This window comes from Enterococcus songbeiensis, assembly GCF_005405265.1.
Classification (GTDB): Bacteria; Bacillota; Bacilli; order Lactobacillales; family Enterococcaceae; genus Enterococcus_C; species Enterococcus_C songbeiensis.
Genome location: NZ_BJDS01000010.1, coordinates 1 through 26,460 on the forward strand (window position 1 = coordinate 1; position 26,460 = coordinate 26,460).

Below are 26,460 nucleotides of genomic sequence, written 5' to 3' on the forward strand. Positions count from 1 at the left end.
CGACTTTGTTATTTTAGCAATCTGTTTGCCGTCTGTCAATCACTTTTTTAAGTTTTTTCCAAACTTTTTTAATTGCTATTCTCAAGCGTTGTTTCTCTCTTGCGAACATGTAATAATATACCAAGCATTCGCTTCTAAGTCAACCAAAAGATTGTTGTTCTATCAACATTTTTAAGAATCCGTTTATAATAGAAAATAATGGTTTTTTTATTCGTTTTATTCTTTTTTATTCCGATGATTTTGTTGTTTTCAAAATAAACGTTCGTGTTTTTTCTATATGGAAGAATCATTCGCTATTTATAAATCGGAAGTATCGCACCAAAAATGGCTTTAAGTGTCTACTTTTGCTTTTTTTTGATACTATTAAGCTGTGAAGAAGGAAAAGTTGACATTATATAGTAGGAGGAATTTATTTATGAAAATATTAGTTGCTGATGATGACAAGGAAATTGTTGAACTACTGAGCATTTATATCCACAACGAGGGCTATGAAGTGGTAAAAGCTTATGACGGAAAAGAGGCTCTTTCGAAGATTCGCACGACGCCGGATATTGAATTACTGATTTTAGATATTATGATGCCGGAAAAAGATGGGATGCAAGTAGTGAAGGAACTGCGAAAAGAGTCGCAGATTCCAATTATTATGTTGACTGCCAAAACTACTGACATGGATAAAATCAAAGGCTTGGTGGCTGGAGCAGATGATTATGTGACGAAGCCCTTCAATCCTTTAGAGGTAATGGCCAGAGTCAAATCTTTGTTGCGCCGAACCAGCATGCAGGTCAAACCGGAACAACCAGATGTATTGGAGGTCAGCTCCCTGATTATCAACAAAGATTCCCACGAAGTCAAAACGGTGGAGGGTAAAGAGATCCAACTGACAGCGTTGGAGTTTGGCATTTTGTATCTCCTAGCCTCTCATCCTAATCGGGTCTTTAGTGCCGACGAAATTTTTGAACGGGTTTGGAAACAAGAAAGTGTGGTTTCTGCCAAAACCGTCATGGTACACGTCAGTCATTTGCGAGATAAAATCGAGGAAGCGACGGATGGCGAAAAGGTCATTCAAACTGTGTGGGGGGTCGGCTACAAGATAGATGCAAAATAAAACCGAAAAAAAGAAACATATCACGTTGACCTCAAAAGAAATCAGCGAGTTGTTTGCAGAAGGAATCGTAACGATTATTTTATTGTTACTATTAAATGTCGCTGTTTTGGTGGTACTCTCTTCTGTCATCAACAGCTCCCCTTCATTGACAGATGCTATTTGGGATTCAAAAAATATTTTTGCCAGCCGCTTGGATTCTGACATTTTTTGGAATGGCCGCAATTTTATTTTGCCGCTTTTTCTGATTCTTGATGTGGCGGTTTTGTATTGGCGATTGATTCGCCGGTATCGGCAAATGCAGCTGCGGCATATTATCAGCGAGCTGCACTACATCGCTAACGGCAATTACGATCATCGCATTCCCTTTGAACTACGGGGAGACTTGAATCGGGTTGTTTCCAGTATCAACGGGCTGGTAGACAGTACGGTGGCTGCAATCGAAGATGAGCGGCGAATCGAAAAATCTAAGGATGAGTTGATTACAAATGTCAGCCATGATATTCGTACCCCTTTGACTTCGATCATCGGATATTTGGGGCTGATCGAGGATCGGCAGTATCATTCAGAAGAAGATTTGCTGAAATATACCCACACCGCTTACGTCAAAGCCAAGCAAATGAAGTCGCTGGTGGAGGATCTTTTTGAATACACGAAGGTTCGGCAACCAAGTGTCCCTATCAACATGACCAGTTTTGATATGGTTCAACTGGTGGAACAACTTGCTGTGGATTTTGAACTGGAAGCCAGTAAAAAAGGTGTGCAGATTCAGACGGTGGCTGATGCTCCGCAATTGATCATGGATGGTGATACGGAAAAACTGGTGCGGGTCTTTAACAATTTACTGACCAATGCCCTGAAATACGGCAAAGGTGCCACACAAATCATCATTGAAGTGGAAAAAGCCGGAACAGAAGCTGTGCTGGTGGTTAAAAACAATGGGGAAATGATTCCGAAATATGCGCTGGATTCGTTGTTTGACCGATTCTATCGGGTGGAGGAATCCCGCAATCAGGAAACTGGCGGCACCGGTTTAGGGCTGGCGATCTCCCAAAGTATTGTCGCCTTGCACGGCGGCTATATCTATGCAAAATCTACGCCCCAGTGGACTTCCTTTATCATCCATCTACCTATCAAGCGCAATAGCGCAATGGCAAAAAAGGAATAGTTGACGAAGGAGATTTTTTTCGTTATTCTTAGTACAAACAAAAGAGCTAAAATACAGAGAACCTAGTACAAATCTTCTTTTTTTCAGAGAGCTGATGGGTAGTGCAAATCAGTAAGAGGCGATTTGGAATCCACTTCTCAATGGGTCTTTCGAAAGAAGGAACGTTTGACTTATGTTACAAGTCTTCAAGGGCAACAGAAATGTTGAACTTGGGTGGCAACGCGATCGTTACTTCGTCCCAAGCATAGCTTTGGGGCGGAGTTTTTTTTATTTATAATTTATAGGGGGAACGAAAATGTTAGATGTAAAAATGATTCGGCAAAATTTTGAAGAGGTAAAAACGAAATTAAGTACACGAGGCGTACCGGCAGAAATTTTGACCCGCTTTTTGACATTGGATGAAAAACGCCGTCAATTGCTAGTTCAATCGGAAGATTTAAAAAAATACCGCAATGACGTTTCTGCAGAAATCGCACAATTGAAACGGACGAAGCAAGATGCAGCAGATAAAATCACTGAAATGAAGGAAGTCGGGACGAAAATCAAAGCCTTCGACGAGGAAATCGCCGCAATTGATGAAGAACTGCGAACGATCACGACCACTTTGCCAAATCTACCGGCTGATTCTGTACCTGTTGGGGCAGACGAAGAGGACAACGTGGAAGTCCGCCGCTGGGAAACACCCCGAACCTTTGATTTTGAACCAAAACCACACTGGGATATCGCAGAAAAATTAGGTATTCTCGATTTTGAACGGGGAGCAAAGGTTTCCGGCAGTCGTTTCGTTTATTACCGCGGTCTTGGTGCACGTCTAGAACGTGCTTTATACAACTTTATGCTGGATCAACACATCTACGAACACGGCTACACTGAAATGATGACACCATACATCGTTAACAGCAATGCTATGTTTGGGACAGGACAATTTCCAAAATTCAAAGAAGATGTCTTTCAATTAGAAAATTCAGATTTGACATTGATCCCTACGGCGGAAGTTCCTTTGACAAACTTTTACAACGGTGAAATTTTAGATGGCAAAGAGCTGCCAATCTCTGTGACTGCCTTGAGCCCTTCTTTCCGTTCAGAAGCCGGTAGTGCCGGTCGGGATACCCGTGGTCTGATTCGTTTGCATCAATTCAACAAAGTAGAAATGGTCAAATTCAGTGATGAAGACCATTCTTATGAAGAATTAGAAAAAATGACCAACAATGCTGAAGACATTTTGCAAAAATTACATTTGCCTTATCGGGTTGTCGCTCTTTCAACCGGAGACATGGGCTTTTCTGCCGCAAAAACCTACGATCTTGAAGTCTGGATTCCTGCGCAAGACACCTATCGGGAAATCAGCTCTTGTTCTAACTGTGAAGACTTCCAAGCACGACGCGCCATGATCCGTTACCGGGATGCTGATGGAAAAATTCATTACGCCCATACCTTGAATGGCTCTGGATTAGCCGTTGGTCGGACAGTGGCAGCTGTGTTGGAAAACTACCAAAATGCAGATGGCAGCGTCACAGTACCGGATGTTTTAGTTCCTTATATGGGCGGCGTAACGGTCATTAAATAATAATGATCGTTAATTTAATTTTTTGTTTGTCTCTTGGGCTTGAAGGAATGTTACAAAGATGTTACAATGCCGTTACAGTTAATAATTTCTATTGTTTTACGGAGGTCTCTAAATGAGTGAAAATCAGCACTATTCGACCCGTAGCCAGCGCCATAGCCAACAGCCGAAAAAAAGTAACACTGGAAAAAATATTTTTACGATTATCAGTATTTTATTTGTAGCTCTCGTCCTTGTTGGCGGCTATTCGATTTTTTCAATGAAGCAGCATCAAGCCCAGGCGATGGAACACTTTACCGACAGCGCCAAAAGCTTGTTGGCAGATATTCAAGAAGAACGGGATCAAAGCGGATTAGCGAATAAGAAAACCGTTAAAGGAAACGAACAGGTCAAATTGGTGATCTACACCCCACAAAATGACAGTCCGATTCCTGATGCAGATAAAAAATTAACCGCACTTGCCAATCAAATCAAAAAACAGGTCAAAGCAGATGAAATGGCGGTTCTTGTCAGCAAAGTTGCTGTCAAGCATGTGACCGATCAATTGGATACCTACCAATTAGTGGCGGAGCATTATCGGTGGAACGAAAAAGAAAATACCTTTAAACAAGCCAAAGGTCTTAGCGAAGCCCCAGTTTATGTCTCACAAAAAACCGGTAAGGCGGTTGCCATCAAAGATGTTATCCCTTCCGAAGCAGATCTTTTGGGTATTCAGCAAGTGATCCAACAAAAAATTCTGGATGCTTCAAAGGAAAAAGGAATGATCGACAAGGTTTTGACTATGCCTCGGATCAGTTTTGATAATGAGATCACTTATACACCAGAAAATCTGACGATCTCCTTGCCAAAAAATGACACGGGAACATCGACCATCACCTTGGCTTACAAAGATATTGCAGCTTATGTCAATACGCAGCTGGTGGATCCGGCAACAGTGAAAGATGCCTTGCCGGTCATCGATCCAAAGAAAAAATATATTGCACTGACATTTGATGACGGGCCAAATGGTGTGACGACACCAAAATTATTAGATATTCTGAAGGAAAAAAATGCTAAGGCGACCTTCTTCATGCTGGGTGAAAATGTGTCTGCCAATCAAGAATTGGTAAAACGTGTCCACGAGGAAGGCCATGAAGTTGCCAGTCATTCCTATTCCCATCCTCAGTTGACGACTTTAAATGCCAAACAGGTCCAAGAAGAAGTTCGCAAGACCGACAAGGCGATTTTTGAAGCCAGCGGAATATTGCCACGAAATATTCGCCCTCCTTATGGCGCAATTGATGGAGCAACCGCAAAAACGATCGGCAAGCCGATCATTCAATGGGATATTGATTCTGAAGACTGGAAATCCAAAAACGCAGCGATCATTACGCCACGGGTGACAGGCAGTGCCTATAACGGGGCCATGATCCTGATGCATGATATCCACTCTGAAACGATTGCGGCAGTTCCCGGCATCATCGATACCCTGCAAGCACAGGGGTATGAATTTGTCACTATCGATACTTTATTGGCGGGCAAACAAAAACCTCTCCATCAATACTTCGGTATGACAGACGAACGTTATGTTGAATAAGAAAAGGCTAAGAGTTGCGGAAATTCCGCGGCTCTTAGCCTTTTTTGAATAATTGCTGAAGTTGTTAAAAAATAATGTTTTCTTTGATAATCTCCAGATTCTTGATCCAGATACGCCGATTTTTTACTGCGATGGCACCCATTTCTTTTAATTGCTGCATCATTCGATTGACAGAGCTGGCCGCTGCGATACCGCAAAAACGAGCGATTTCCTCATTGGTGACGACAAAATCGATCAAAATTCCTTTTCCCTCCACATCAACACCAAACATATCGTAGAGTTCATAGATCTGTGCGCAGACTGCCCCAAATTTGCCGTTCATCAGCATCTGCTGCATTTTTTTCATAGAATGGAGCAAACGTAGCCGGTAATAATCTTTAACGTAATTTTGCAGCTCCAGATTACTGTTGATGTGTTTCCAAAATTCCACCCGGTCGATGCGATAAAGCTCGGCTTTTTCTGATTCCACCCGAATATTGAAGGGGGCATCGATAAATTGGGAATACTCGTCTTTTAACAAGGAGACGATTTCAAGGCCGTTGATGTATTCAATGTTGAATTCCCGTCCATCCTTTGAGATCACGCTGGTCTTGATTACCCCGCTCTTCAAAATATAGACATGCTTGTCCTGTAATCCTTCATAAATCAGATATTTCTTCTTTTCCTTCACAATGATCGGAAATGAGTGTTCATTCAGATAGTCACTTAAGACCTTACTATCCATTTTTTGGTGCACTCCCTTTTTCTAATAAACAACTTTTTCTCAACCTATAATAACAGATGTACTCATAAGATACACTAATAATTATTTCTGAAAATTTACAAAAAATAGTAACAAATGTTGTTGATTTAGGTTTCTTCCTTTTGTCATTACCGAAAAAAAACAGCAAAGTCGCATTTTTTTTGGTTTCTGTCTTGGTATAGTGACACTCGTAAAGAAAAAAGAAAAGAGGTTTTTACTATGGAACAATGGACAGAATTATTAATTGACCGGCTAGAAGCTGCCTACCGGGCACGTTTTGACCGGGAAGCTGCGTTGGTTTTCCTCAACGATGCCTACCAAGAATATTTGCTTTTGCGAACACAACCCCTAACAGAGGAGAAAGAACAGCGAGAAATCTTGGCACGCTTCATGGAAACTCGGGATTTGTTTATTCGTCAGCTGGTGGATCGCTACCCTTCAAACTATGCCGATGTGGAACAAAAAATCCAACAACTGAAAAACGTTTGTCAGGAAGAAACTGCAACGGTCGATTTTGATATGCGTCTGCACCCAGCCTTTTAACAAGAAACTAAAACTTATTGGAGTGAATGATCCGTAATGGAAGAAAAATTATTTAATAAAGGATTTATTAGTATCACTGTTATCAATTTTATCGTCTTTTTGGTTTATTATCTTTTGATGGTCATCATCGCCGTTATCGCACAAGATCATCTTGGAGCTACCCCCGGACAAGCCGGACTTGCTTCTGGGATTTACATTATCGGCACATTGCTTGCCCGGCTTTATGTTGGGAAGAAACTGGAATTATTCGGTCGTAAAGCCGTCTTGCGTTTTGGTGCGGTATTTTACCTGCTGACCACCCTTGCTTATTTTTATATGCCAACCATTGCTATTTTGTATCTGGTACGTTTCTTAAACGGATTTGCTTATGGAACGGTATCCACTGCAACGAATGCGATTGTTACCGCCTATATCCCAGAATCCAAAAACGGCGAAGGCATCAACTATTACGGATTAAGTACCAGTTTAGCAGCAGCCATCGGACCTTTCCTTGGTATGGTTTTGCTGAATACCACCAATTTTTATTTCATTATTCTTTTCTCCGTTCTTTTGATCTTATTTACCACCATTGGTTGTTTCATGATGCCGGTAAAAAATATTACCTTATCTGAAGAACATCGGGCATTATTGAATAAATGGTCTTTAGACAGCTTTATCGAATACAAGGTCTTGTTTATTTCCTTTATCGCCTTTTTGATTGGCTTGGCTTATTCAAGTGTGTTGGCTTTTCTTTCTTCCTACGCACAAGTCATCCATTTAGTAACAGCCAGCTCCTTCTTCTTCGTGGTCTATGCTACAGTCATTACCTTTACCAGACCATTGTCCGGCAGAATTTTTGATGCCAAGGGAGAAAATTATGTCATGTATCCCAGCTATCTCTTTTTATCTTTAGGGTTGATCGTGTTGAGCTTTACTTCTGCTAGCTGGATGCTACTGCTGGCTGGTGCCTTTATCGGTTTAGGTTACGGTACTTTCATGTCAAATGGACAAGCGATTTGTTTGAAAAAGGTCAACAGCCATCGGATTGGGATCGCTCTTTCCACGTATTTCATCGGTTTGGATCTGGGCTTAGGTGTTGGTCCTTACCTTATGGGTGAATTACGCAGCTTCCTATCATTTTCCGGATTGTATCTATTTTCAGCGATCATTCCAATTCTTTGCACGGTTTTATATGCTATTTTTTATAAAAAAACCGTCAGCACCAAAGAAAAAAGCGAAGCCGTATCGGAGTCTGTCGCTGAATAATTAGACGGAAACTTCTTTCCTTTTTATCGAAAATTGATTTGTACCATCAAAAACCCCCCACAGCAACTGCTGCGGGGGGGTTGTTAGATTCTCAGTTTTTAAGATTCAACGGAATAGTTTGGTGCTTCTTTGGTGATTTGTACGTCATGAGGATGGGATTCCTTCAAGCCGTTACCGCTCATTTGGATAAATTGTGCATTTTCCCGCAATTGTTCCAAATTGGCTGCACCCACATAACCCATACCGGATTTCAACCCACCGGTCATTTGGAAAATGATGTCTGAGACACTACCTTTATAGGCAACTCGTCCTTCAATTCCTTCTGGGACCAATTTATTGGCTTCGTTAACGCCTCCTTGGAAATAACGGTCGCTGGAGCCTTTTTCCATTGCGCCTAACGAACCCATTCCTCGGTATGTTTTAAAACGACGACCTTGATAGATTTCAAATTCACCAGGGGATTCGTCTGTTCCTGCCAACATACTGCCTAACATAACTGCATGTCCACCGGCTGCCAAAGCTTTGACAATATCACCAGAATACTTGATTCCGCCGTCTGCGATGATTGATTTGCCATATTGACGGGCCACAGAAGCTGCGTCATAAATCGCAGTTAATTGGGGAACACCCACACCGGCTACTACCCGTGTCGTACAAATTGACCCAGGTCCGATTCCCACTTTTACAACATCGACACCGACATCATAAAGGGCTTTGGTTGCTTCTGCTGTCGCCACATTTCCAGCGATCAACGTTGCTTGTGGGAAGGTTTCGCGAATTTCTTTGATTTTACGAATCACTCCGGCACTGTGACCGTGAGCTGTATCGATCACGATGGCATCTGCTCCAGCATCCAGCAAGGCTTGCGCCCGTTCAAAGGTGTCACTGGTTACGCCAACTGCCGCCGCTACTAACAAACGACCATGTTCATCTTTGGCCGCATTAGGAAATTCGATGACTTTTTCAATATCTTTGATGGTAATCAAGCCGCTTAAGCGATTATTTTCATCCACGATTGGCAATTTTTCGATTTTATGTTTCTGTAAAATATTTTCCGCATCCGCTAATTTTGTACCAACAGGCGCCGTTACTAATTCATCTTTGGTCATGACTTCTGCGATAGGAATTCGATAATCCGTCACGAAACGCATGTCACGGTTGGTGATGATTCCGACTAATTTGCGGTTTTCCATCGTTTCAACGATTGGCACCCCGCTGATTCGGTATTTTGCCATCAAGTGCTCCGCATCCGCCACCAAATGTTCCGGCGTCAAAAAGAAAGGATCAATGATTACGCCGCTTTCCGAACGTTTCACTTTTCGCACTTCGTCAGCTTGCGCAGCGATGCTCATATTTTTATGGATGACACCCAGCCCACCTTGACGAGCCATGGCAATCGCCATTTTACTGTCCGTTACGGTATCCATACTGGCGCTGATGATTGGGATATTCAATCGAATATTTTTGGCTAACTGCACTTGCATACTTACCTCGTTTGGCAAAACATGACTTTCTGACGGAATCAGCAAGACATCATCAAAAGTTAAACCTTTTTTCGCGAATTTTGTTTCCCAGTTGGACATTTCCGTACCACTCCTCAAATTTAATTTTATTTATGAAATTAACAGAAAAAATCAGACAAGTCAAACAATCAAAATAAATTCTCATTTTATTGGCAAAAAAAGTAGGATTTATTAAGAATTGCCGCTGTCTTTTAAGATTTCCAGAAAGGCGGTGCCATATTTTTCCAGTTTGTTTTGACCGACCCCTTTGATCTGCAAAAAATCCAATGTTGTTTGGGGTTGTTTTTCTGCCAGCTCCTGCAACGTTTTATCAGAAAAAATCACGTATGGTGGCAGATTTTGTGCCTGCGCCAATTCGGTTCGCAACCGTCGCAGTTGTTCGAACAATTCTGTATTTTCCACAATCGTTTTGACCGTCGTTTGTTTGCGAGTAACTTTCTGTTTGCCCAGCAGGACTTCGACACCGGTTGCAGAGACCTTCAACATGGGAAACTGTCCTTCCGTTGGTGTTAAAAAACCGGCAGCAGTCAAATAATCAATCAGTTGAACCACTTCTTTTTGACTCCAGTCCTTCATCAAACCATATGTGGGCAGTCTTTCAAAATGCCACTGGCTGATTTTTTGATCCTTTGAGCCGGTCAATACTTTCCCTACAAGAGATTTCCCAAAACGCTCCCCCATCCGTTTGACACAAGACAGAACTTTTTGTGCTTCAATGGTGATATCTGTTACTTCCCGCTCATCCAAACAATTGCTACAACGGCCGCAATCGGGACCGTCCTCGCCAAAATAGCGCAGGATATAACGTTGCAGGCAGATTTGCGAATGGGCGTACTGGCTCATTTCCCGCAATTTTAAATATTCGTTTTGTTTGTAATCAATCGCCATTTCCGACTGATCAATAAAGAATTGCTGAATCTGCAAATCATGAGGAGCAAACAATAAGATTGCTTCACTGGGCAAGCCATCTCGACCGGCACGCCCCGCCTCCTGATAATATGATTCCAAATTACCGGGAACCTGCGCATGAATCACAAACCGGACATTGCTCTTATTGATTCCCATCCCAAAAGCATTGGTGGCCACCATGACCTGAATACGATCAAAAAGAAAATCTTCTTGGTTTTGAGAACGTTCTTGCTCGTTCATGCCGCCATGGTATTTGCCAACCGCAATTTTTTTGCTTTTTAATAAGTGATACAGTCGTTCGACTTCTTTCCGGGTGCTGGCATAGATAATGCCGGCTTGCTCCCGATTCACCCGCAGATATTCCAGCAGATAGGTATCTTTTTGTTCCTTAATCACTTGAAAAGCCAGATTTTCTCGGGCAAAGCCGGTCATCACTTTATTTTCTGGGGGAATCTGCAATCGTTGCAAAATATCTTCCGCAACTTGCGGAGTCGCCGTGGCCGTCAGTGCTACTACCACCGGGCGCTGATCAAACTGCTGAATCGTTTCCGCCAATTTCAAATAACTGGGGCGAAAATCATGCCCCCACTGTGAAATACAATGGGCTTCATCTACCGCTAGCAATTCAATCGGCACATGCCGCAGCAGTTGTTGAAATTCATAAGATTCCAATCGTTCCGGGGCGACATACAGCAATTTGATCTTGCCGTCCACGGCTAAACGCAGCCGTTCATTCATTTCCGGTACACTCAAGGTGCTGTTGATAAACGCTGCCGGAATTCCCATATCGTTCAATGCATCCACTTGATCCTTCATTAAAGAAATCAAGGGGGAAATAACCAAGGTCAAGCCCTCTAAAACCAGTGCCGGCAATTGATAGCAAACCGATTTTCCGCCACCTGTTGGCATAATGCCCAACACGTTTTGATGATGTAAAATTTGATCGATGATTGCTGTTTGTCCCGGACGAAAGGCATCATAGCCGAATTTTTCTTTTAATAATGTTGTTAATTCCAATTCATCCCATCCTTTGGTTCTATTATACGCAAAAAAAGGAAAGAACCCACCTCTCCATTGATTTTCTTTTCAAAACGGATTCGTGAGGTTCTTTCACCTATCAAAAAAACGTCGAAAATTTTCGACGTTAGTTTCTTGGCACGGATAGGCTGCCAACGATGTGGTATTTTTTCTTTAAATAGTAACGCAAACCAAAGGCTGCGGCACCGATGACGATTGTAATGATTGGATCGAGAACCGGATTGATGGCTTTTGGCAACAAAGGCGAACTGCTGAAAACAATAATCCATAATAAGAAGGATGGTACCAGCAATAAGATGGTCTTCCATAATTTTGGTCGTTGGCTCTTGTCAGCACCTTTGCGTTCATACTGATAGATGTATTTGTACATCAGGTAGAAGACCCAACCACCGACCATAGCGGCAAGCAAGAGTGCCAGCATTCCGTAAGATTGACCTTGACCTTTGGCGATAAAGGACATCAGACCGATCATGACGGAGAAAAGTCCCAATAATAACAGGGTATTATCCAGCCACATCAAAACCGGAGAAGATTCCTCTTTTTCGGCAGGTGCACTTAGAATAGCTTCGGTTCGTTCAGAGACAGTACCGAACAATTGGCGGGCAGTTTTGCCCCCTTTTTGTTCTTTTACTAAAACCGGCAGCATTTCATGCAGCGCAATCGTTTTTTCTTCTTCAGAAAGATTGGCGGCATCCAAAGATTTTTTCAAATCAAAGATGTATTGTTGGTTACGTTTTGTTAGTTCTTTTTCTAATTCACGATTTTCTGAAACATATGTGCGCAGAGTTTCTGGCTCCATTTGTTATTCTCCCTTCGCTCTTGACATTTCCAGAGGCAATTTTACCATACCATTTTCTCGTATGATAGTGTTTTTAGACATTAAAACGAAACAACATGACATCTCCGTCTTGCACTTCGTAGTCTTTTCCTTCTAAACGGACCCGTCCTGCTTCTTTGGCGGCGTGCATTGTGCCATATTTGTCAAGATCTTCAAAGGAAACCGTTTCAGCTCGGATAAAGCCCCGTTCAAAATCGGTATGGATAATACCGGCAGCTTGTGGTGCCTTCATTCCTTTGCGGAAGGTCCAAGCCCGAACTTCTTGTTCTCCGGCAGTAAAATAGGTTGCCAAGCCCAATAAATCGTAGGCTGCCCGAATCAATTGATCCAACCCGGATTCTTCGATGCCCATCGCTTCAAGAAAATCAGCTTTGTCTTCATCATCCAATTCAGCGATTTCTTCTTCTGCACGGGCGCAAACAGCGATGACTTCTGCATTTTCAGTTGCAGCAAAATTGCGGACTTCCTGTACATAATGGTTGTTGTCGGCATCAGCTACTTCGTCTTCTGCCACGTTTGCCACGTAAAGGACGGGTTTGCTGGTCAATAGGAATAGCCCTTTAACGATTTTTTGTTGCTCATCAGTAAATTCCACACTGCGGGCGGATTTTCCGGCTTCTAATGCAACTTTGATTTTTTCCAAAACAGCCAATTCGGCAACGGCTTCTTTGTCTTTGGTTTTCGCAACTTTTGCTACGCGATCGTAACGTTTGGTGATGGATTCTAAATCAGCCAAAATCAACTCCAAATTGATGGTGTCAATGTCGTCTAAGGGATCGACACGTCCTTCTACGTGAGTGATGTTCTCATCATCAAAACAGCGAACCACGTGACAAATCGCATCCACTTGGCGGATATGACTAAGGAATTTGTTTCCCAAGCCTTCCCCTTTGCTGGCACCTTTGACGATTCCCGCAATATCAGTAAATTCAAAGGTTGTAGGAACTGTTTTTTTCGGATGCACCAGCTCAGTCAGGCGTTGCAAGCGCCAGTCCGGTACTTCTACCATTCCCACATTGGGATCGATCGTTGCAAAAGGATAATTTGCTGCTTCTGCTCCTGCTTTTGTGATTGCGTTAAATAAAGTTGATTTTCCAACGTTAGGCAAGCCAACGATTCCGGCGGTTAATGCCATGATTTCCTTCACACTTTCTTTTCTAGAATTTTTTTCATTTTCTTTTCAAAATCGCGACGGGTCAACATTACGATGTGGCCGCAATTGGTACATTTTATTTTAATGTCTGCCCCCATGCGGATGATTTCCCAGCGATTGGCTTGGCAAGCATGGGGTTTTTTCATTTCTACAATATCACCTAAATCATACATTAAAACACCTTCTTGTTCATAGTAAGGTAGAAATTTTTTCTGAAATTTCTTCCGATTTCACGACGCATATCATTCCACTAGATTACTTGATAAAAGTGGAACTGACATTCTTGTTCATAGTCACACTATCAGGCTTCGTCAAAGTGGATATCCAAAATATCCAGGATGCGGGTCAGGTCATTTTGCGAAAGGTATTCGATCTCGATCTTTCCTTTGCCGTCTTTTTCTTGGATTTCGACACTTGTACCGAATTTATCCATCAAACGGTCTTCGCTTTCCCGTAAATAATAAGGTTTGACTTTGGCGATTCGCGGCGTTTTCTTTTCTTCTTTGGCTTCGTTCATTTGTCCCACTAGCTGTTCTAGTTGACGGACAGTCAGGTTTTCCTTCACACAACGATTGGCAAGCTTCAGGATTTGATCTTTTTTCTTCAAACCTAACAGGGTACGGGCTTGTCCCATCGATAGTCGTTCATCTTGAACCATTTCCTTGACCAGCTTCGGCAAAGTCAACAGTCGCAGATAATTGGCGATGTAAGGGCGACTTTTCCCTAAACGTTCGGCTACTTCTGCTTGGGTCAGCTTGAGATTTTTCATCAACATATCGTAAGCCTCAGCTTCTTCCAAAGGATTCAAATCTTCCCGCTGCAAATTTTCTAAAACAGCGACTTGCATCATCGCTTCTTCGTCAAACTCACGAATAATTGCCGGAATCGTTTCTTTGACCGCCAATTTTGACGCCCGGAAACGACGTTCACCTGCGATGATTTCATAGCCCTTCACTGCTGATTTGCGCACGATGATTGGCTGAAAAACCCCAGATTGGGCAATGGACGCTGCTAATTCCTGTAACGAGGCTTCGTCAAATGTTTTTCGTGGTTGATAGGGGTTGGGACGCAATTCATTCAGCGGAATCTCAACGACTGCTTCTTTTTTGACATCCACATCTTCCAAGTTGGCAAAATCCTGAAACAATGCATCGATGCCGCGACCTAAGCCCTTGCCTTTATTTTTCACGAGCTAACACTTCCTTTGCTAGAGCTTGATACACTTCAGCACCTTTTGACCGCAAATCATAATCAACAATCGACAACCCATGACTTGGCGCTTCTGACAAACGGACATTTCTTGGGATGATTGTGTCATAAACTTTTTCTTGGAAATAGCGGCGAACTTCCTCCACTACCTCTGCTCCTAAATTCGTGCGGGCATCATACATCGTCAATAAAACCCCTTCGATTTTCAACGTTGGGTTAAAATGTTTTTGCACTAAACGCACCGTATTCAGTAATTGGCTCAAACCTTCCAGCGCATAATATTCGCATTGAACAGGAATCAAAATCGAATCACTGGCTGTAAACGCATTGATTGTCAAATGTCCCAATGAAGGCGGGCAATCGATAAATACAAAATCATATTCGTCTCTGACTTCTTCCAATGCTGTTTTTAACCGTGATTCCCGCGCCATCATGGAAGTCAATTCAATTTCGGCACCGGCTAATTGGATCGTTGCCGGTACGATGTCTAAATTTTCGCGAGAACTTGGTAAAATCGCATGCTTGATTGGTTCTTCGTTAACCAACACATCATACACGTCTTTCACGACATCTGGTTTACGAATACCCACACCGCTTGTTGCATTGCCTTGCGCATCGATATCCACAAGCAGGATTTTTTTGCCGGCATAAGCCAGACAAGCGCCAAGATTCACGGTAGTCGTCGTTTTACCGACCCCGCCTTTTTGATTTGCGACAGAAATAATTCTTCCCATCAAGTTTCCTCCTATTAGTTGGTCAAATGGATCAGAAAAACACTCTCATCTTCTGGTCTTGCCGGAAAAATTTTTACGGCATTATTTGATTGGTTGTTTATTGGGCAGCCCCGGTTTGCGGGGATATTTTTTAGGTGTTTCTTTTTTCTTTTCGATCACAATGATATGGCGCTCGTCACCGGTAATCGGCAGCGGAATCGCCCGTTCCTCGATAAACTTGCCGCCAAGCAGCGCAATCGCCGGTTTGGCTTCAGTTAATTCTTCGTCGCTTTTTGCGGCTTTCAGGGCAAAAAAGGTGCCGTTTTTCTTCACCAAGGGCAGACATAATTCTGCCAATACATTCAAACGAGCCACTGCACGGGCCGTCACGTAGTCAAAAGTTTCGCGAAACTGCTTGTTTTGACCGAATGTTTCTCCCCGATCATGATACAGATGAACATTTTCTAAGCCTAATTCCTGTACCAAATGGGTTAAAAAGGTGATCCGCTTGTTCAGGGAATCTACGATCGTAACCGATAGTTGCGGAAAAACGATTTTCAAAGGAATACTTGGAAACCCTGCTCCGGCACCCACATCGCACAAGGCGACTTCTTTCGTGAAATCCGCCGTCAGCGCCAACGTCAAGGAATCGTAAAAATGTTTGAGATAGACTTCTTTTTGCTCCGTGATAGCGGTAAGATTCATTTTTTCGTTCCATTCGACTAACAGCTCAAAGTAGCGGTGAAACTGCGCCATTTGCTTGTCGCTTAAAATGATCTGCTGCTGCAGCAATTGTTGCTGAAATTCTTCAGGTAACATCTCGTTTTCCTCTCTTTTTTGTGAAACAAATATTTGTTTCACGACTTCCTCTACTTTAACGCAAATGGGCTGTTTCTGCAATGGTTTGTGGGAAAATTTAACGACTGTTCTTGAGAACAACTCAATTTTATTGACGGAAATTGAACGAAATCCATCCAATCGAAAAAAGCTGGATATGGGTTGAGTTTACCCACATCCAGCTATCTTTATTTTCTCTTCACCCGCTGAACAAATTGTTCTAACGCTTGCAAATCATACAACTGCTGATTACATGCTTGGCTGTCGACACAAATATAGTTGCCTTTTTTCGTATAGGTGCCGTCGCCGCTTTCTTTGGTGGTTGCTAAAAATAGCGCCACCGTCGCGGTGTGGTTGCAAATGCTGCAAATATTTTTCAAATGATTCGGCGACAAATGACCAGAAACACCGGTCAACTGCTCCTCTTGATAAAGTAGGATGAATTTCTTTTGACTGCCAGGATCATTCCAACCAATGTATGAATTTTCCCGCAGATCCATGCTCTCCCAGTCAGGGATTTTTAGTTTCTTGGTTTTGCGAAATACTTTTTCCACTTGCTTGTTGGAAGGTGGGGCAAAAGGAATCACATGTTCCTTTATTTCCTCAAAAAAGCGTTCTGCCCGAACTTTCGTCAAGGTCGTGTCTAAAATAAATGGCGAGAGTTTCCTAAAAATTTCTGATGTTTCTCCAAGAATTTGTTGGATCTTTTCGATCGTCAATGCCTGCATCGTTTGTACCGTCTTCGGATCGTTAACGGATTGATAGGTATTGATCAGATGATCGACTTGTTTTTGGACGGCAAAATAATCATTGGGTTTTATTGTTGGTTGCATTGTTTTTCCTTTCTTCAAACCAGTGATACTTTGAAGAAATGCACCAAAGTATCACACTACCAGGCGACACTTTTTGGTGCAGAGGATACGAAACGTATCACATGACCACCCCCCTAAAATAATTTATCTCCTCGTTTTTTCTACAAAGGTGATAATAGCCAGTTTTTGAAAAAAATGCAACAAAAAACGTATCTTCAAGAAAAAGATACGTCATCTGTTACTTATTATTTATTACTATCTGCAGCATTCCAAATTTGTTTTAACGCAGGCACATTTCCCAGCTCTGTCATATTAGTCGGTAAAATCACCGTGTTGCCATTGTTTTCTACCACATGTTTAAAAGCTTCAATTCCAAGATAAGCCAGCATTTGATCGTTGAGTTGACTGTCTTGGATAGCCTGATTGATTTCTTTGATCCGTTGTTTTTCTGCTTCTGTGACGATACGGATACGTTCCGCTTCTGCTTGCGCATCAATATGAATACGTTCTGCCCGTGCAGTGGCATCGATTTTGGTTTGCTTCGACCGAGCAGCAGCATCGATCTCCATTTCAGAGGCTTTGGCTTCTGATTCCAAAATGACTGATTGCTTGCGGCCTTCAGAAATCGTGATTTGTGATTCTTTATCCCGACTGGCGGTAATCAATTTATTCATAGAATTAACGATTTCATCAGAAACGGAAATTTCCCCAATGTTAATCCGATCAATTGACAGCCCATAACCCGCCGTAATATCCCGAACACTTTCGTACAGTGCCACGTTGATTTCTTCCGTACCATTCAGCACTTCATTCAAATCCATCTTCCCGATAATGCCCCGCAGATTAGACTGACAATCTTGAATCATTGAGAGTACAGAATTTTGGTTATCATAAACAAATGCCCGCACATCGGTTACATGGTATTTAATTGCTTCGTCGATTTCAACGATAACATTATCCTTAGTAATAACACTTTGCGGATCGATTTGAATCGGAATCTGTTTCAAAGAAACCCGTCTTTTGACGTTGTATAAAACCGGAATCAAAAAATGCAATCCCGGTTCCAAAGATTTCACGTATTTCCCAAAACTTTCGACAACTTTGACTTCTCCCTGTTCCACGATGACTACCATCTGTGAAGCCAAAAAAACGACTAAGATAATAACTAAAATCAAGATAATAATACTAAAAATTGCCAATGTAATTCACATCACTTTCCATAAGATAGTTGTTCACCTGTACCAACAATTGATTTGCGTCATATGCGACGACTTCCAACATCACTCCTACATCCGGAATTCCAGCGACTACCTTGTAATCATACCAGCTGCCGTACACTCGAACGATACCGGTATACGTTCCTGTCGTTGTCCGAAAACATTTGCCTAATGTCTTTTCCATCTGATAATCTGCCACGACTGCGCCTCCACAAGTAACGATTTATCCGCATTATAGCAGAAAAAACACCCGCTATGTGAAATTTCACGCAAGAAGGAGGGTTTCCTCAAAATGTTTCACATGAAACATAAAAAAGGAAAGATGGATGCAAAATTTTGCATCCATCTTTCCTTTCCTATTAACCCAATTCTACGCTGTCTTTTCCACTAATTGTGGGACGGCTTTTTTGTTGTAGTTGATCAATCGCATAGCATTGAAGATAACCACTAAAATACTTGCTTCGTGGACAAACATTCCGCTTGCCATATAGATGAAGCCAGCCATTAGTCCAATCAGTAAGAAGGCAACTACGCTGATAGCAATGATCACATTTTCCCGTGTGTTCAATACGGTTTTCTTCGATAATTTGTAGGCATGAACCAATGCAGAAAAACTTGATTGCATCAAGACAACATCGGAGGTTTCAATAGCAACATCTGTTCCGCTGCCCATAGCAATTCCGATATCGGCAGTTGCCAATGAAGGCGAATCATTGATACCGTCACCGACAAAAGCAACCCGACGACCTTCTTTTTGGAATTGTTTAACGAATCCAACCTTTTGATCTGGCAGTAATTCAGCATGAACTTCATCAATACCTAATTTATTTGCGACATATTCGGCGGTAACTTGATTGTCACCCGTCAGCATAACCAAATGTTTGGCACCAGCTGCTTTAAGGTTGGCTAATTCTTCCGCAACTTCTGGACGAACGATATCAGAGATACCAATAATCAATTGAATCTTGCTGTCGATGGCTACGATTACGATTGAGCTGCCGGTTTGTTGCAAAGCAACCAAATCTTTTTGTTGTTGGCTGGTCAATGAGACATGGTGGGTTTCCATTAATTTAGCATTTCCGGCACAAACGGTATGACCGTCGATTTTTGCGGTGATCCCTTGTCCTTTAATGGTTTGGTTGTCGCTGATCGACAAGTCATGATACGCAATTTTCTTGTCGTCGGCGTAGCTCATGATGGCCCGACCTAAAGGATGATCCGAAAGAGTTTCAATTTTGGCAGTTAAGCCAATAAATTTTTGTTCCTCTGAGCCATAGCTTTTGATTGCCGAAACGGAAGTCGTTCCTTTTGTCAATGTTCCTGTTTTATCAAAGACAAACGTATCGATTTTTGAGAAAGTATCCATGGCTTCCCCACCCTTGACCAAAATACCGCGTTTTGCGCCATTACCGATCCCGGCAACGTTGGAGACTGGTGCGCCGATAACCAATGCACCTGGGCAGCCTAATACTAAGACTGTGATGGCTAATTTAAAATCACGGGTGAAAAGAAAGACAGCTAAAGCAATCAGTAGGACTGCAGGCGTGTAAAATTGTGAAAAACGATCAATAAATTTTTCTGCATGAGATTTTGTATCTTGAGCATCTTCTACCAATTCGATGATTTTTGCAAAAGTAGTATCGTCCCCAACTTTAGTGGCTTTGATTTTCAAAAAGCCGTCACTTAAAATAGTTCCTGAAAAAACTTCATCAGATAATTGTTTCGTCACTTCTTTTGATTCACCGGTTACGGCCGCTTCATCCGCGTACCCTTTTCCTTCAACAACGACCCCATCAACAGGAATCGCACCGCCGGTCTTGACCAGAACGATGTCTCCTTCTTCTACATCATCGATCTCAACTTCTTCTGTCGTACCATCCGCTTGCACAATCAAAGCAGTCGTTGGTGCCATTTCAGTCAACGATTTGATTGATTCACGGGTTTTTGACAAAGTTTTTTGTTCCAAAAAATTCCCGAACAAGAATAAGAAAGTAACGATGGCTGATTCATTGTATTCTCCGATAATAAACGCCCCGACTACCGCGATGGTTACCAACAGTTCAATACTGATAACTTTTGCCTTCAACGCTTGAAAGGCGTGAATTGCAATTGGGATGACAGCGATAATTGATGCCAATGCCAATGCAAGTTTATACAGTAGCATCACCCCGGCAAATTTTCCAACAAAACCTACGACAATCAACGCAGCGGTAATCCATGTAATATGGTTACTGTGGTCTTGAATCCATTTTTGAAATTTCATTTTTTACTCCTCCATCACTCATTTGATGTACCTAGTGTACGTCCAAAGAAGTGGAAAGAAATTGATGGCTGTCAAGTTTTCAAAAAATTTGCACAAAAAAACTCCCGCAAAAAGCGAGAGTGATAAACGGAAAGTAACTTAATTTCCCCAAAGAGGGTTGTGAATCAATTATTGTTTCTTCGAAAATCTAATCTGTGATAATTCATTTTCTCTGGAATGACACCTCGTACCCCACCAGCAGGATTCTCTGTATCATCCTTCTATCTAGGAATCAGGTGACAATGAAAAATCGTCTGTCCAGCGACTCCTCCACAATTCAATCCAATATTATATCCTTGTGGAGAATATTGGAAATCTAACACTTTTTTTGCTTCTAACAACAATTCGCTCATATTTTTTCGCTCTTGTGGAGACAGTTGAAAAAAATTTATCCTATGCACTTTAGGGATGATTAATAGATGCCCTAAAGAAACAGGCTTCTTATCATAAAACACAATACAAGTTTCATTCTCTAAAATTACCGAAATTATTGCGGTACAAAAAATACAATCTCACACTTTATCTCACCCATTCATAATTAAAATTTTCAGTAAGTTTTCCCATTTACTCTACTAATTTTTTATCTGATAAAATAATCATACCACCCTAAAAAACGATTACAATCCGTTTATTTCCTATTTTCTAGGTCTTCTTCCCATGCTATACTTCAAGTAATTAATCTATCACAGATAAATCAGATTAGAACGAATGCACGATTTTTTAATAAAAGTTGGGAGACGGGTGATTTCTTGCTTAGTGTATGTTATTTGTTCGGTCAAGCTGCAAAAAGTCTTTTACGAACAAAAGGGATAGTCAGTATTGGAATACTAACAACTTTATTAACTTTTTTTTCCTTTCTTGCTGTTAACGCCAGTTTGTTTCTAAACCATTGGCATGGGGTGATGGTAACAGATTTACAATCAGAAATAGGCTTCGCCCAAACAGCACCCTTGTTGGCATCCACTATTTTTAAAGGAATGGCGTTTATACTCGCTGCAGCTTTATTGTTTGCGACTGTAGGTTATTTGCGACGAACCTTTCTACAATTAGCAATCATGGAAAAGGAAGAATTTTTTACGATGTATCTTCTTGGTCAAAGCATTCCCAGAATCGGTATTGAATTCGGATTGCAGGCTGTTTATGCCACAGTATTTTTCTTTAGTATCGGCATAGGTTGTGCAAATTTTTTGTTTCATCGTTTCTTGATGGATGCTGAAAAATCGGGACTTTTCGCGAATATTATCCCTACTTTCTCTCCTTCTTGGTATAGCTATTTTCTTTTAGTTTTTACAAGTCTGCTTTATATTTTTGCTAGAACCTTTTTAGCTGTAAAAAAACAATTCAATAAAAATACCAAAGAATAATTTTCCACACAAAAACAGCCGGCTGGTTAGACCGACTGCTCTAAAGGGAAGAAATGAAAAAAAGTTTGGGTTATTGGGTTGAATAGACTATAACTGGTGCAACTTAAAACAAGCTTAATGCTATGAGCATAATTTTTATTTTTGTCGGTCTTTTTTCCAATCTTCCCGAGTCAAACGTGTAAAATGTTCTGTACGGGTGGTCGCCAACAAAGGCACCGGAATATCAAAAACCGTGTGGGCGTATGTAAAACCAGCCTTTTCCTGCACTCGTTTTGATTTTTCATTGCCTTCATAATAACCGCACCACATCACAGGAATTGTCAATTCTTCAAAGCCATAGCGCAGAATTTCTGTCATTGCTTCCGGCATCAGCCCTTTCCCCCAAAAGGGAACCCCCAGCCAGTAACCAATTTCTGCATCTGAAGAAGCCATAAAAGGCTGCCGTGCTTGTTCCTTATTCATCATAATACCAATACTTCCGATTACTTCTTCCGGTGCTTCCTTCAAGGCAAGAGCAAAGGTCAGCGGATCAGATAACACTGTTTCAATAATCTCCCGACTATTTTCCACGCTTATATGAGGCGGCCAGCCTGCCATCGGACCCACGCGATTATCTGATGCTAGTTCAAATAATTTGTCTCCATCCGCAGTCGTCCATGGTCGTAAAATCATTCGCTTAGTTTGTAACGCCATTTTTCTTCCTCTTTTCTAATACTATTGAACTTATTGTAGCATAATTTCTTTTTTCTACACCATTTTTAAAAAAGCCCACACAAAAACAGCCGGCTGGTTAGACCGACTGCTCTAAAGGGAAGAAATGAAAAAAGTTTGGGTTATTGGGTTGAATAGACTATAACCGGTGCAACTTAAAACAAGCTTAACCGATTTTATTTTTCTTCAATTGCAAAAACCGGTGCATCAGCAGTCAGTTTTTGTGAGCTCCCGGAAACGCCGAAATAGTTTTCCATCAACCGCTGCATTTCATCCATTGCTTGATTTGCCCGCTGTGCTTGTTCTTCGTTGATGGCTTCAATGACCAACAATGCTTCAGTCGTGTCGTCCGTCAACATGGTTCGTTGGGCTTCCCGCCAATTCAAACAGCGGCATACCGCGCCTTTTTCATCGTAATAAATAATTTCTTCTGGCAACGCCGGCGCATCCACTTCTGCTCCTAAAGGCAAAAAAGTTTCCCCACCGATGGCTTTACCTAAATGCAGGTCACCGGCGATTTTTTTCAGATCTTCCCCGCCACAAGGTACGGCATATTTCAAAGAAATACTGTTGTAAATATCCACCAGCGGATTGATTGGTGAAAATTCATGTCCTTGGTTGACCCGCTTCAAGAGAGCTTCGATGGAGGAACGGGCGCCTTTTTTTGTTTTAAATTGACTGAATGCTTGCCGCCATTGTGCAACAACAGGATTTTGGCTGAAGGTTTCTTCTGTCAAAAAATGTTGCGCTTCTTTGGCACCGTTTTTCAATAGTTCTTCAAAATATGCGTGATTTTCTGGCTGATTTTTTACTCCTTTAAGATGCAGGACGTTGACTTGTGCATCGGGAAAAAGTGTCCAAAATTCTGGTTCTACACTAACTTTCATAGGGATTCCTCCTCGATATTTTTTATCATAATCCAATCTGTCTGTTTGTCATCACCCATATAAAAGGAATGAGCACCAACTTTGGCAAAGCCCATTACCTGATAAAAAGCCTTTGCTGCTTCATTGTGCTCCCACACCCCAAGCCAAACTGTCTGATTGCCTTTGCTCTTTGCCAACTGAATCGCCTGTTTCAGCAAATAACGTCCTAATCCCTGCCTTTTAAAAGACGTGCGAATATAAATCCGTTCTACTTCCAAAGCATTCGCGGCAATCGATTCTGTTTGGGCTGTTCCTGTGTTTATTTTTAAATACCCCGCCAACTGTTCCTCAAAAAAAAGAAAATAAAATTCTGAATCCATCTGTTGCAATTCTTCTGTGAGTTTTGCCGAATCGTAGGCTTGCTCTAGATAATCTTGTAGATCTTTGGCAGTATTATATGCGCCAAACGTATCTGTGAAAGTTTCGATACTAAGTTGTTGCAGAGTCGCTAAATCCTCTAATGTACATTTTTTTAGTTGTGTCGTCATTCTTTTGCCTCTTTTCAATACACTCGTTTATACCCTTTTTTTACCTCGTTCCAATCGGTATCAATATTTTTTCTGACCTTTTCCAAAGTTGCGGCAAAATTTGCCACCTCTTCAGGAGTCAGCCCAGACAAAGCCCGTTGATTGGAATAGGCGTTTTCTTTAAGAATCAGCGGAGCAGTCGCTTTGCCTTTAGCGGTGGGAAAAAGTCGTTTGATTTTACGGTTTTTTTCGTCTTCCCGCTTTTCGATAAAGCCATTTTTCTCCAATTTTTGAATCGCTCGGGCAGTGGTGGTCCGGTCTACTTTGATCCGTTCCGCCAATTTATCTTGAATGATTCCCGGATCTTCAAAAATTCGCACCAAATATAAATACTGTCCTCTTGTCAAATCAAATTCTTTGAATTCAATATTGGCGATTGAATCCAAAGCACGGGCAATTACACCGATATCTCTCAAAACTTCCGTCATCCAGATCCCCTCTTCCTTGTAGAAATAATATACAACCTTTTTATTGCATTTGCAACAAAAATATATACAAAAAAACCAGCCGGCTGGTTAGACCGACTGGTTTCTAAAGGGAAGAAATGAAAAATGAAAAAGTTTTGGTTATTGGGGTTGAATAGAATATAACGCCGGTGGCTTAACTGAGGCTTAAGAATTTTTAGTGTCGTTTTTTTTCTAATTCTTTCGCCAGTTCTTTTTGTTCTTCGCTAAAGAAATTCATTGTGCCAAGATTTTCACCCGTCATATCAATGACCCCATTTGCCGCCATCCCGCCTTTATTCAAACCTCCAAGACCCGTATCCACCATCCTATTCCAACCTTTGAGAGGATCTTTGCCTTCTGCCCGCAACTTTGCATTTTTTATCCGCAATTCTTCAGCCTTCTCGCGTTTTTGTTCAGCCAACTGCTTTTTCATTTCCTCCAACATTTTGATGACCTCCCTAATTTTAGTTGAATTTTTTTCAAAAGCTCTACGCATTCTTTATAAGTTATTTTTTTACATTATACAACAAATCCCCGCAAATGACAGCCTTTTCAAAACCACTTACTATTAAAAGGCTTAGTGAAATCGCGCCCATCGATTTTTTTGATAGGTGATAATCGCAGAGATACCCGCCACAATCAAGGAAAAATACCCCAATGGAATACAGAAAAATGCGGGTTCGATCAGATACCCCTGTGCATCTACCCGTGACCCTACTATCGCTGCAACCAAAAAGAAAATGAAGCCAAGTACAGTAAATGTTTTCGTCAACGTATACTTTTTCATACCAATCCCTCCTGTAACAAAAGTACCAGAAAAGAATTAAGAAAAAGTTGAGATGACAAAAATGTTCGTTGGCGATTATGCAGGTATTAAAAGTGAGGCGTTTCTGCTAAAAAAGATTAGAATCCATTCATCCTGATTTCCAATCTAAAATTATTGCTCATGATAACCAGAAGAGAAAAAGTCCGTATAGCATAAAATAACAAAGATCACTGATTAGCCATGATTTTTTCCCACGGGTTGCTTTGGGAACGAAGTACAAGTCAATCGCAGATAATATCAAGATAACTATAGAAAATGCAATGAGTTGCGAAAAGTTAAAAATGAAAAAAATAGCTGCTATTAGAACAATTGCAATGATAATTGTGATTACATAAATTTTTTGCAGATTCTTGGGTAGTTTATCATAATTACCTAACATAAAAACCCTCCATTATCGAACAATTATTAGTTGTCTAAATAATAGCTAAATCATTGTTATTACGCAAATGAAAGCACTTAATAAAATTAAAGTTTTCCTACCGAAAAAAGAGCTAAAATCAGTAATATCAAAGCAGAAAAATAGAGAATACTCCCGATAGTTTTGCCCGTTTCCTTTGCTTCTTCTCCCGGTGGACTAAAGGTATTGCCCGCCATTAACCGCAGCCACTTGCCCTGCCTGAATTTTTTTCCGACTATGAGAAACAGACCCGCTGTGAAGAGTAGAATTAATGACATTAGGCTTCCTCCTTTTCCTACCGTCTTTTTCCTGATAAACTTATTTTAATTTTTTTTGAAATATTGTTTCTTGGTTTCCATGCATCGTTTTTTCCAAACCTATTTTCTCATAACCGAATTTTTCATACAATCCTTTTTCATCCGATACAAGATAGACCTGTCCAAAACCAATTTTTTTCAAATAGTTCTCAGAAAAAGTGAGGAGCTTTTGCGATAGTCGCTGTCCTCGATAATCTTCAAAGACGAATACATAGCCGATAAAGGGTGTATATTGCTTTGTTTGCAATGAGTCTTGTTTCACCACGGTGCAAAAACCTACTAATTCTCCATGAATTTTACCAACAGTGAGTCCTTCCCATTCGGTAAACGCGGAAGTATTCATTTTTTGATACAAAGATTCCCCGGCTGTCCATGAAATAGTTCTGATGGTATTGGCAAGTGTTGCCCATTCAGAAGAATTTACAGATACGAAATAAAAATCTGTCATTTACGTT

Annotated in this window: 28 protein-coding genes, 1 pseudogene and 1 other annotated feature; of the genes and pseudogenes, 7 read left to right on the forward strand and 22 right to left on the reverse strand. The window is 41.3% G+C overall.

Features of this window, described 5'->3' with window-relative positions; all coding sequences use genetic code 11:
* Positions 1-415: 415 nt before the first annotated feature.
* From croR to FFM66_RS06540, 4 genes are all read left to right on the forward strand, one after another.
* Complete coding sequence (gene croR / locus FFM66_RS06525) at positions 416-1,105, forward strand: response regulator transcription factor CroR (RefSeq protein WP_048604664.1); 690 nt, start codon at positions 416-418, stop codon at positions 1,103-1,105.
* Positions 1,095-2,270 (forward strand): sensor histidine kinase, encoded by a 1,176-nt coding sequence (locus FFM66_RS06530; RefSeq protein WP_048604663.1) that lies wholly within the window; start codon positions 1,095-1,097, stop codon positions 2,268-2,270. Before croR ends, FFM66_RS06530 begins: the two co-directional genes overlap by 11 nt.
* A gap of 48 nt (positions 2,271-2,318) precedes the next feature.
* Positions 2,319-2,514 (forward strand) — a binding site (T-box leader).
* 51 nt (positions 2,515-2,565) lie between these two features.
* Entirely contained in the window at positions 2,566-3,837 is a 1,272-nt protein-coding gene (gene serS / locus FFM66_RS06535) for a serine--tRNA ligase (protein ID WP_048604662.1), read from the forward strand.
* Positions 3,838-3,949: 112 nt separating this feature from the next.
* Positions 3,950-5,410: a polysaccharide deacetylase family protein gene (locus FFM66_RS06540; protein ID WP_048604661.1), complete on the forward strand. Its 1,461-nt coding sequence runs from the start codon at positions 3,950-3,952 to the stop codon at positions 5,408-5,410.
* A gap of 64 nt (positions 5,411-5,474) precedes the next feature.
* Here FFM66_RS06540 and FFM66_RS06545 read toward each other — a convergent pair whose 3' ends face one another.
* Positions 5,475-6,134, reverse strand: coding sequence for a Crp/Fnr family transcriptional regulator (locus FFM66_RS06545; RefSeq protein ID WP_048604660.1), 660 nt, complete (start codon positions 6,132-6,134; stop codon positions 5,475-5,477).
* 237 nt (positions 6,135-6,371) lie between these two features.
* Between FFM66_RS06545 and FFM66_RS06550 the strand changes: the two genes are divergently transcribed.
* Together FFM66_RS06550 and FFM66_RS06555 are read left to right on the forward strand one after the other, a co-directional pair.
* Positions 6,372-6,695 (forward strand): hypothetical protein, encoded by a 324-nt coding sequence (locus FFM66_RS06550; protein ID WP_048604659.1) that lies wholly within the window; start codon positions 6,372-6,374, stop codon positions 6,693-6,695.
* Between the two features lie 36 nt (positions 6,696-6,731).
* A complete protein-coding gene (locus tag FFM66_RS06555) occupies positions 6,732-7,940 on the forward strand; it encodes an MFS transporter (RefSeq protein WP_048604658.1) in 1,209 nt (402 codons plus the stop codon).
* A gap of 98 nt (positions 7,941-8,038) precedes the next feature.
* Here FFM66_RS06555 and guaB read toward each other — a convergent pair whose 3' ends face one another.
* The 13 genes and pseudogenes from guaB to FFM66_RS06620 all read right to left on the reverse strand — a co-directional run bounded on the left by guaB (position 8,039) and on the right by FFM66_RS06620 (position 20,997).
* Positions 8,039-9,523 (reverse strand): IMP dehydrogenase, encoded by a 1,485-nt coding sequence (guaB, locus tag FFM66_RS06560; RefSeq protein WP_137605394.1) that lies wholly within the window; start codon positions 9,521-9,523, stop codon positions 8,039-8,041.
* 111 nt (positions 9,524-9,634) lie between these two features.
* The gene (gene recQ / locus FFM66_RS06565) at positions 9,635-11,389 is read right to left on the reverse strand and encodes a DNA helicase RecQ (protein ID WP_048604656.1); all 1,755 of its coding nucleotides are present in this window, start codon (positions 11,387-11,389) and stop codon (positions 9,635-9,637) included.
* Between the two features lie 127 nt (positions 11,390-11,516).
* Complete coding sequence (locus FFM66_RS06570; protein WP_048604655.1) at positions 11,517-12,209, reverse strand: DUF1129 domain-containing protein; 693 nt, start codon at positions 12,207-12,209, stop codon at positions 11,517-11,519.
* A gap of 73 nt (positions 12,210-12,282) precedes the next feature.
* Positions 12,283-13,383, reverse strand: a complete 1,101-nt coding sequence (ychF, locus tag FFM66_RS06575; protein WP_048604654.1) for a redox-regulated ATPase YchF — start codon at positions 13,381-13,383, stop codon at positions 12,283-12,285.
* 8 nt (positions 13,384-13,391) lie between these two features.
* Positions 13,392-13,574 (reverse strand): DUF951 domain-containing protein, encoded by a 183-nt coding sequence (locus FFM66_RS06580; protein ID WP_048605318.1) that lies wholly within the window; start codon positions 13,572-13,574, stop codon positions 13,392-13,394.
* A 128-nt stretch (positions 13,575-13,702) separates the two neighbouring features.
* Entirely contained in the window at positions 13,703-14,590 is an 888-nt protein-coding gene (locus tag FFM66_RS06585; protein ID WP_048604653.1) for a ParB/RepB/Spo0J family partition protein, read from the reverse strand.
* Complete coding sequence (locus tag FFM66_RS06590; RefSeq protein ID WP_048604652.1) at positions 14,580-15,344, reverse strand: ParA family protein; 765 nt, start codon at positions 15,342-15,344, stop codon at positions 14,580-14,582. The genes FFM66_RS06585 and FFM66_RS06590 overlap by 11 nt, the downstream gene beginning before the upstream one ends.
* Positions 15,345-15,425: 81 nt before the next feature.
* Positions 15,426-16,142, reverse strand: a complete 717-nt coding sequence (gene rsmG, locus FFM66_RS06595; RefSeq protein ID WP_048604651.1) for a 16S rRNA (guanine(527)-N(7))-methyltransferase RsmG — start codon at positions 16,140-16,142, stop codon at positions 15,426-15,428.
* Between the two features lie 206 nt (positions 16,143-16,348).
* Positions 16,349-16,993, reverse strand: a complete 645-nt coding sequence (locus FFM66_RS06600; RefSeq protein WP_137605395.1) for a FusB/FusC family EF-G-binding protein — start codon at positions 16,991-16,993, stop codon at positions 16,349-16,351.
* A gap of 224 nt (positions 16,994-17,217) precedes the next feature.
* Positions 17,218-18,171 carry an SPFH domain-containing protein gene (locus FFM66_RS06605; RefSeq protein WP_048604646.1) on the reverse strand — a complete coding sequence of 318 codons (954 nt, stop codon included), beginning with the start codon at positions 18,169-18,171 and terminating at the stop codon, positions 17,218-17,220.
* Positions 18,158-18,373, reverse strand: a complete 216-nt coding sequence (locus tag FFM66_RS06610; protein ID WP_048605317.1) for a hypothetical protein — start codon at positions 18,371-18,373, stop codon at positions 18,158-18,160. The genes FFM66_RS06605 and FFM66_RS06610 overlap by 14 nt, the downstream gene beginning before the upstream one ends.
* Positions 18,374-18,559: 186 nt before the next feature.
* A complete protein-coding gene (locus tag FFM66_RS06615; RefSeq protein ID WP_048604645.1) occupies positions 18,560-20,452 on the reverse strand; it encodes a heavy metal translocating P-type ATPase in 1,893 nt (630 codons plus the stop codon).
* Positions 20,453-20,616: 164 nt separating this feature from the next.
* Positions 20,617-20,997 (reverse strand): annotated as a pseudogene (locus FFM66_RS06620) (HIT family protein).
* Between the two features lie 243 nt (positions 20,998-21,240).
* Between FFM66_RS06620 and FFM66_RS06625 the strand changes: the two are divergent.
* Positions 21,241-21,855, forward strand: coding sequence for a hypothetical protein (locus FFM66_RS06625; RefSeq protein WP_147570594.1), 615 nt, complete (start codon positions 21,241-21,243; stop codon positions 21,853-21,855).
* A 135-nt stretch (positions 21,856-21,990) separates the two neighbouring features.
* On the opposite strand, the gene FFM66_RS06630 is transcribed toward FFM66_RS06625, so the two are convergent.
* The 8 genes from FFM66_RS06630 to FFM66_RS06665 all read right to left on the reverse strand — a co-directional run bounded on the left by FFM66_RS06630 (position 21,991) and on the right by FFM66_RS06665 (position 26,453).
* On the reverse strand, positions 21,991-22,548 hold the full coding sequence (locus tag FFM66_RS06630) for a GNAT family N-acetyltransferase (protein WP_137605397.1): 558 nt from the start codon (positions 22,546-22,548) through the stop codon (positions 21,991-21,993).
* 194 nt (positions 22,549-22,742) lie between these two features.
* Positions 22,743-23,453 (reverse strand): B3/B4 domain-containing protein, encoded by a 711-nt coding sequence (locus FFM66_RS06635; RefSeq protein WP_137605398.1) that lies wholly within the window; start codon positions 23,451-23,453, stop codon positions 22,743-22,745.
* The gene (locus FFM66_RS06640) at positions 23,450-23,980 is read right to left on the reverse strand and encodes a GNAT family N-acetyltransferase (protein ID WP_137605399.1); all 531 of its coding nucleotides are present in this window, start codon (positions 23,978-23,980) and stop codon (positions 23,450-23,452) included. Before FFM66_RS06640 ends, FFM66_RS06635 begins: the two co-directional genes overlap by 4 nt.
* Positions 23,981-23,994: 14 nt before the next feature.
* Complete coding sequence (locus tag FFM66_RS06645; protein WP_048604639.1) at positions 23,995-24,447, reverse strand: MarR family winged helix-turn-helix transcriptional regulator; 453 nt, start codon at positions 24,445-24,447, stop codon at positions 23,995-23,997.
* Positions 24,448-24,640: 193 nt separating this feature from the next.
* Positions 24,641-24,910, reverse strand: coding sequence for a hypothetical protein (locus FFM66_RS06650; protein ID WP_137605400.1), 270 nt, complete (start codon positions 24,908-24,910; stop codon positions 24,641-24,643).
* Positions 24,911-25,042: 132 nt separating this feature from the next.
* A complete protein-coding gene (locus FFM66_RS06655) occupies positions 25,043-25,252 on the reverse strand; it encodes a DUF3955 domain-containing protein (protein WP_137605401.1) in 210 nt (69 codons plus the stop codon).
* Positions 25,253-25,756: 504 nt separating this feature from the next.
* The gene (locus FFM66_RS06660; protein WP_137605402.1) at positions 25,757-25,966 is read right to left on the reverse strand and encodes a hypothetical protein; all 210 of its coding nucleotides are present in this window, start codon (positions 25,964-25,966) and stop codon (positions 25,757-25,759) included.
* Between the two features lie 40 nt (positions 25,967-26,006).
* The gene (locus FFM66_RS06665) at positions 26,007-26,453 is read right to left on the reverse strand and encodes a GNAT family N-acetyltransferase (protein WP_137605403.1); all 447 of its coding nucleotides are present in this window, start codon (positions 26,451-26,453) and stop codon (positions 26,007-26,009) included.
* Between the last annotated feature and the right edge of the window lie 7 nt (positions 26,454-26,460).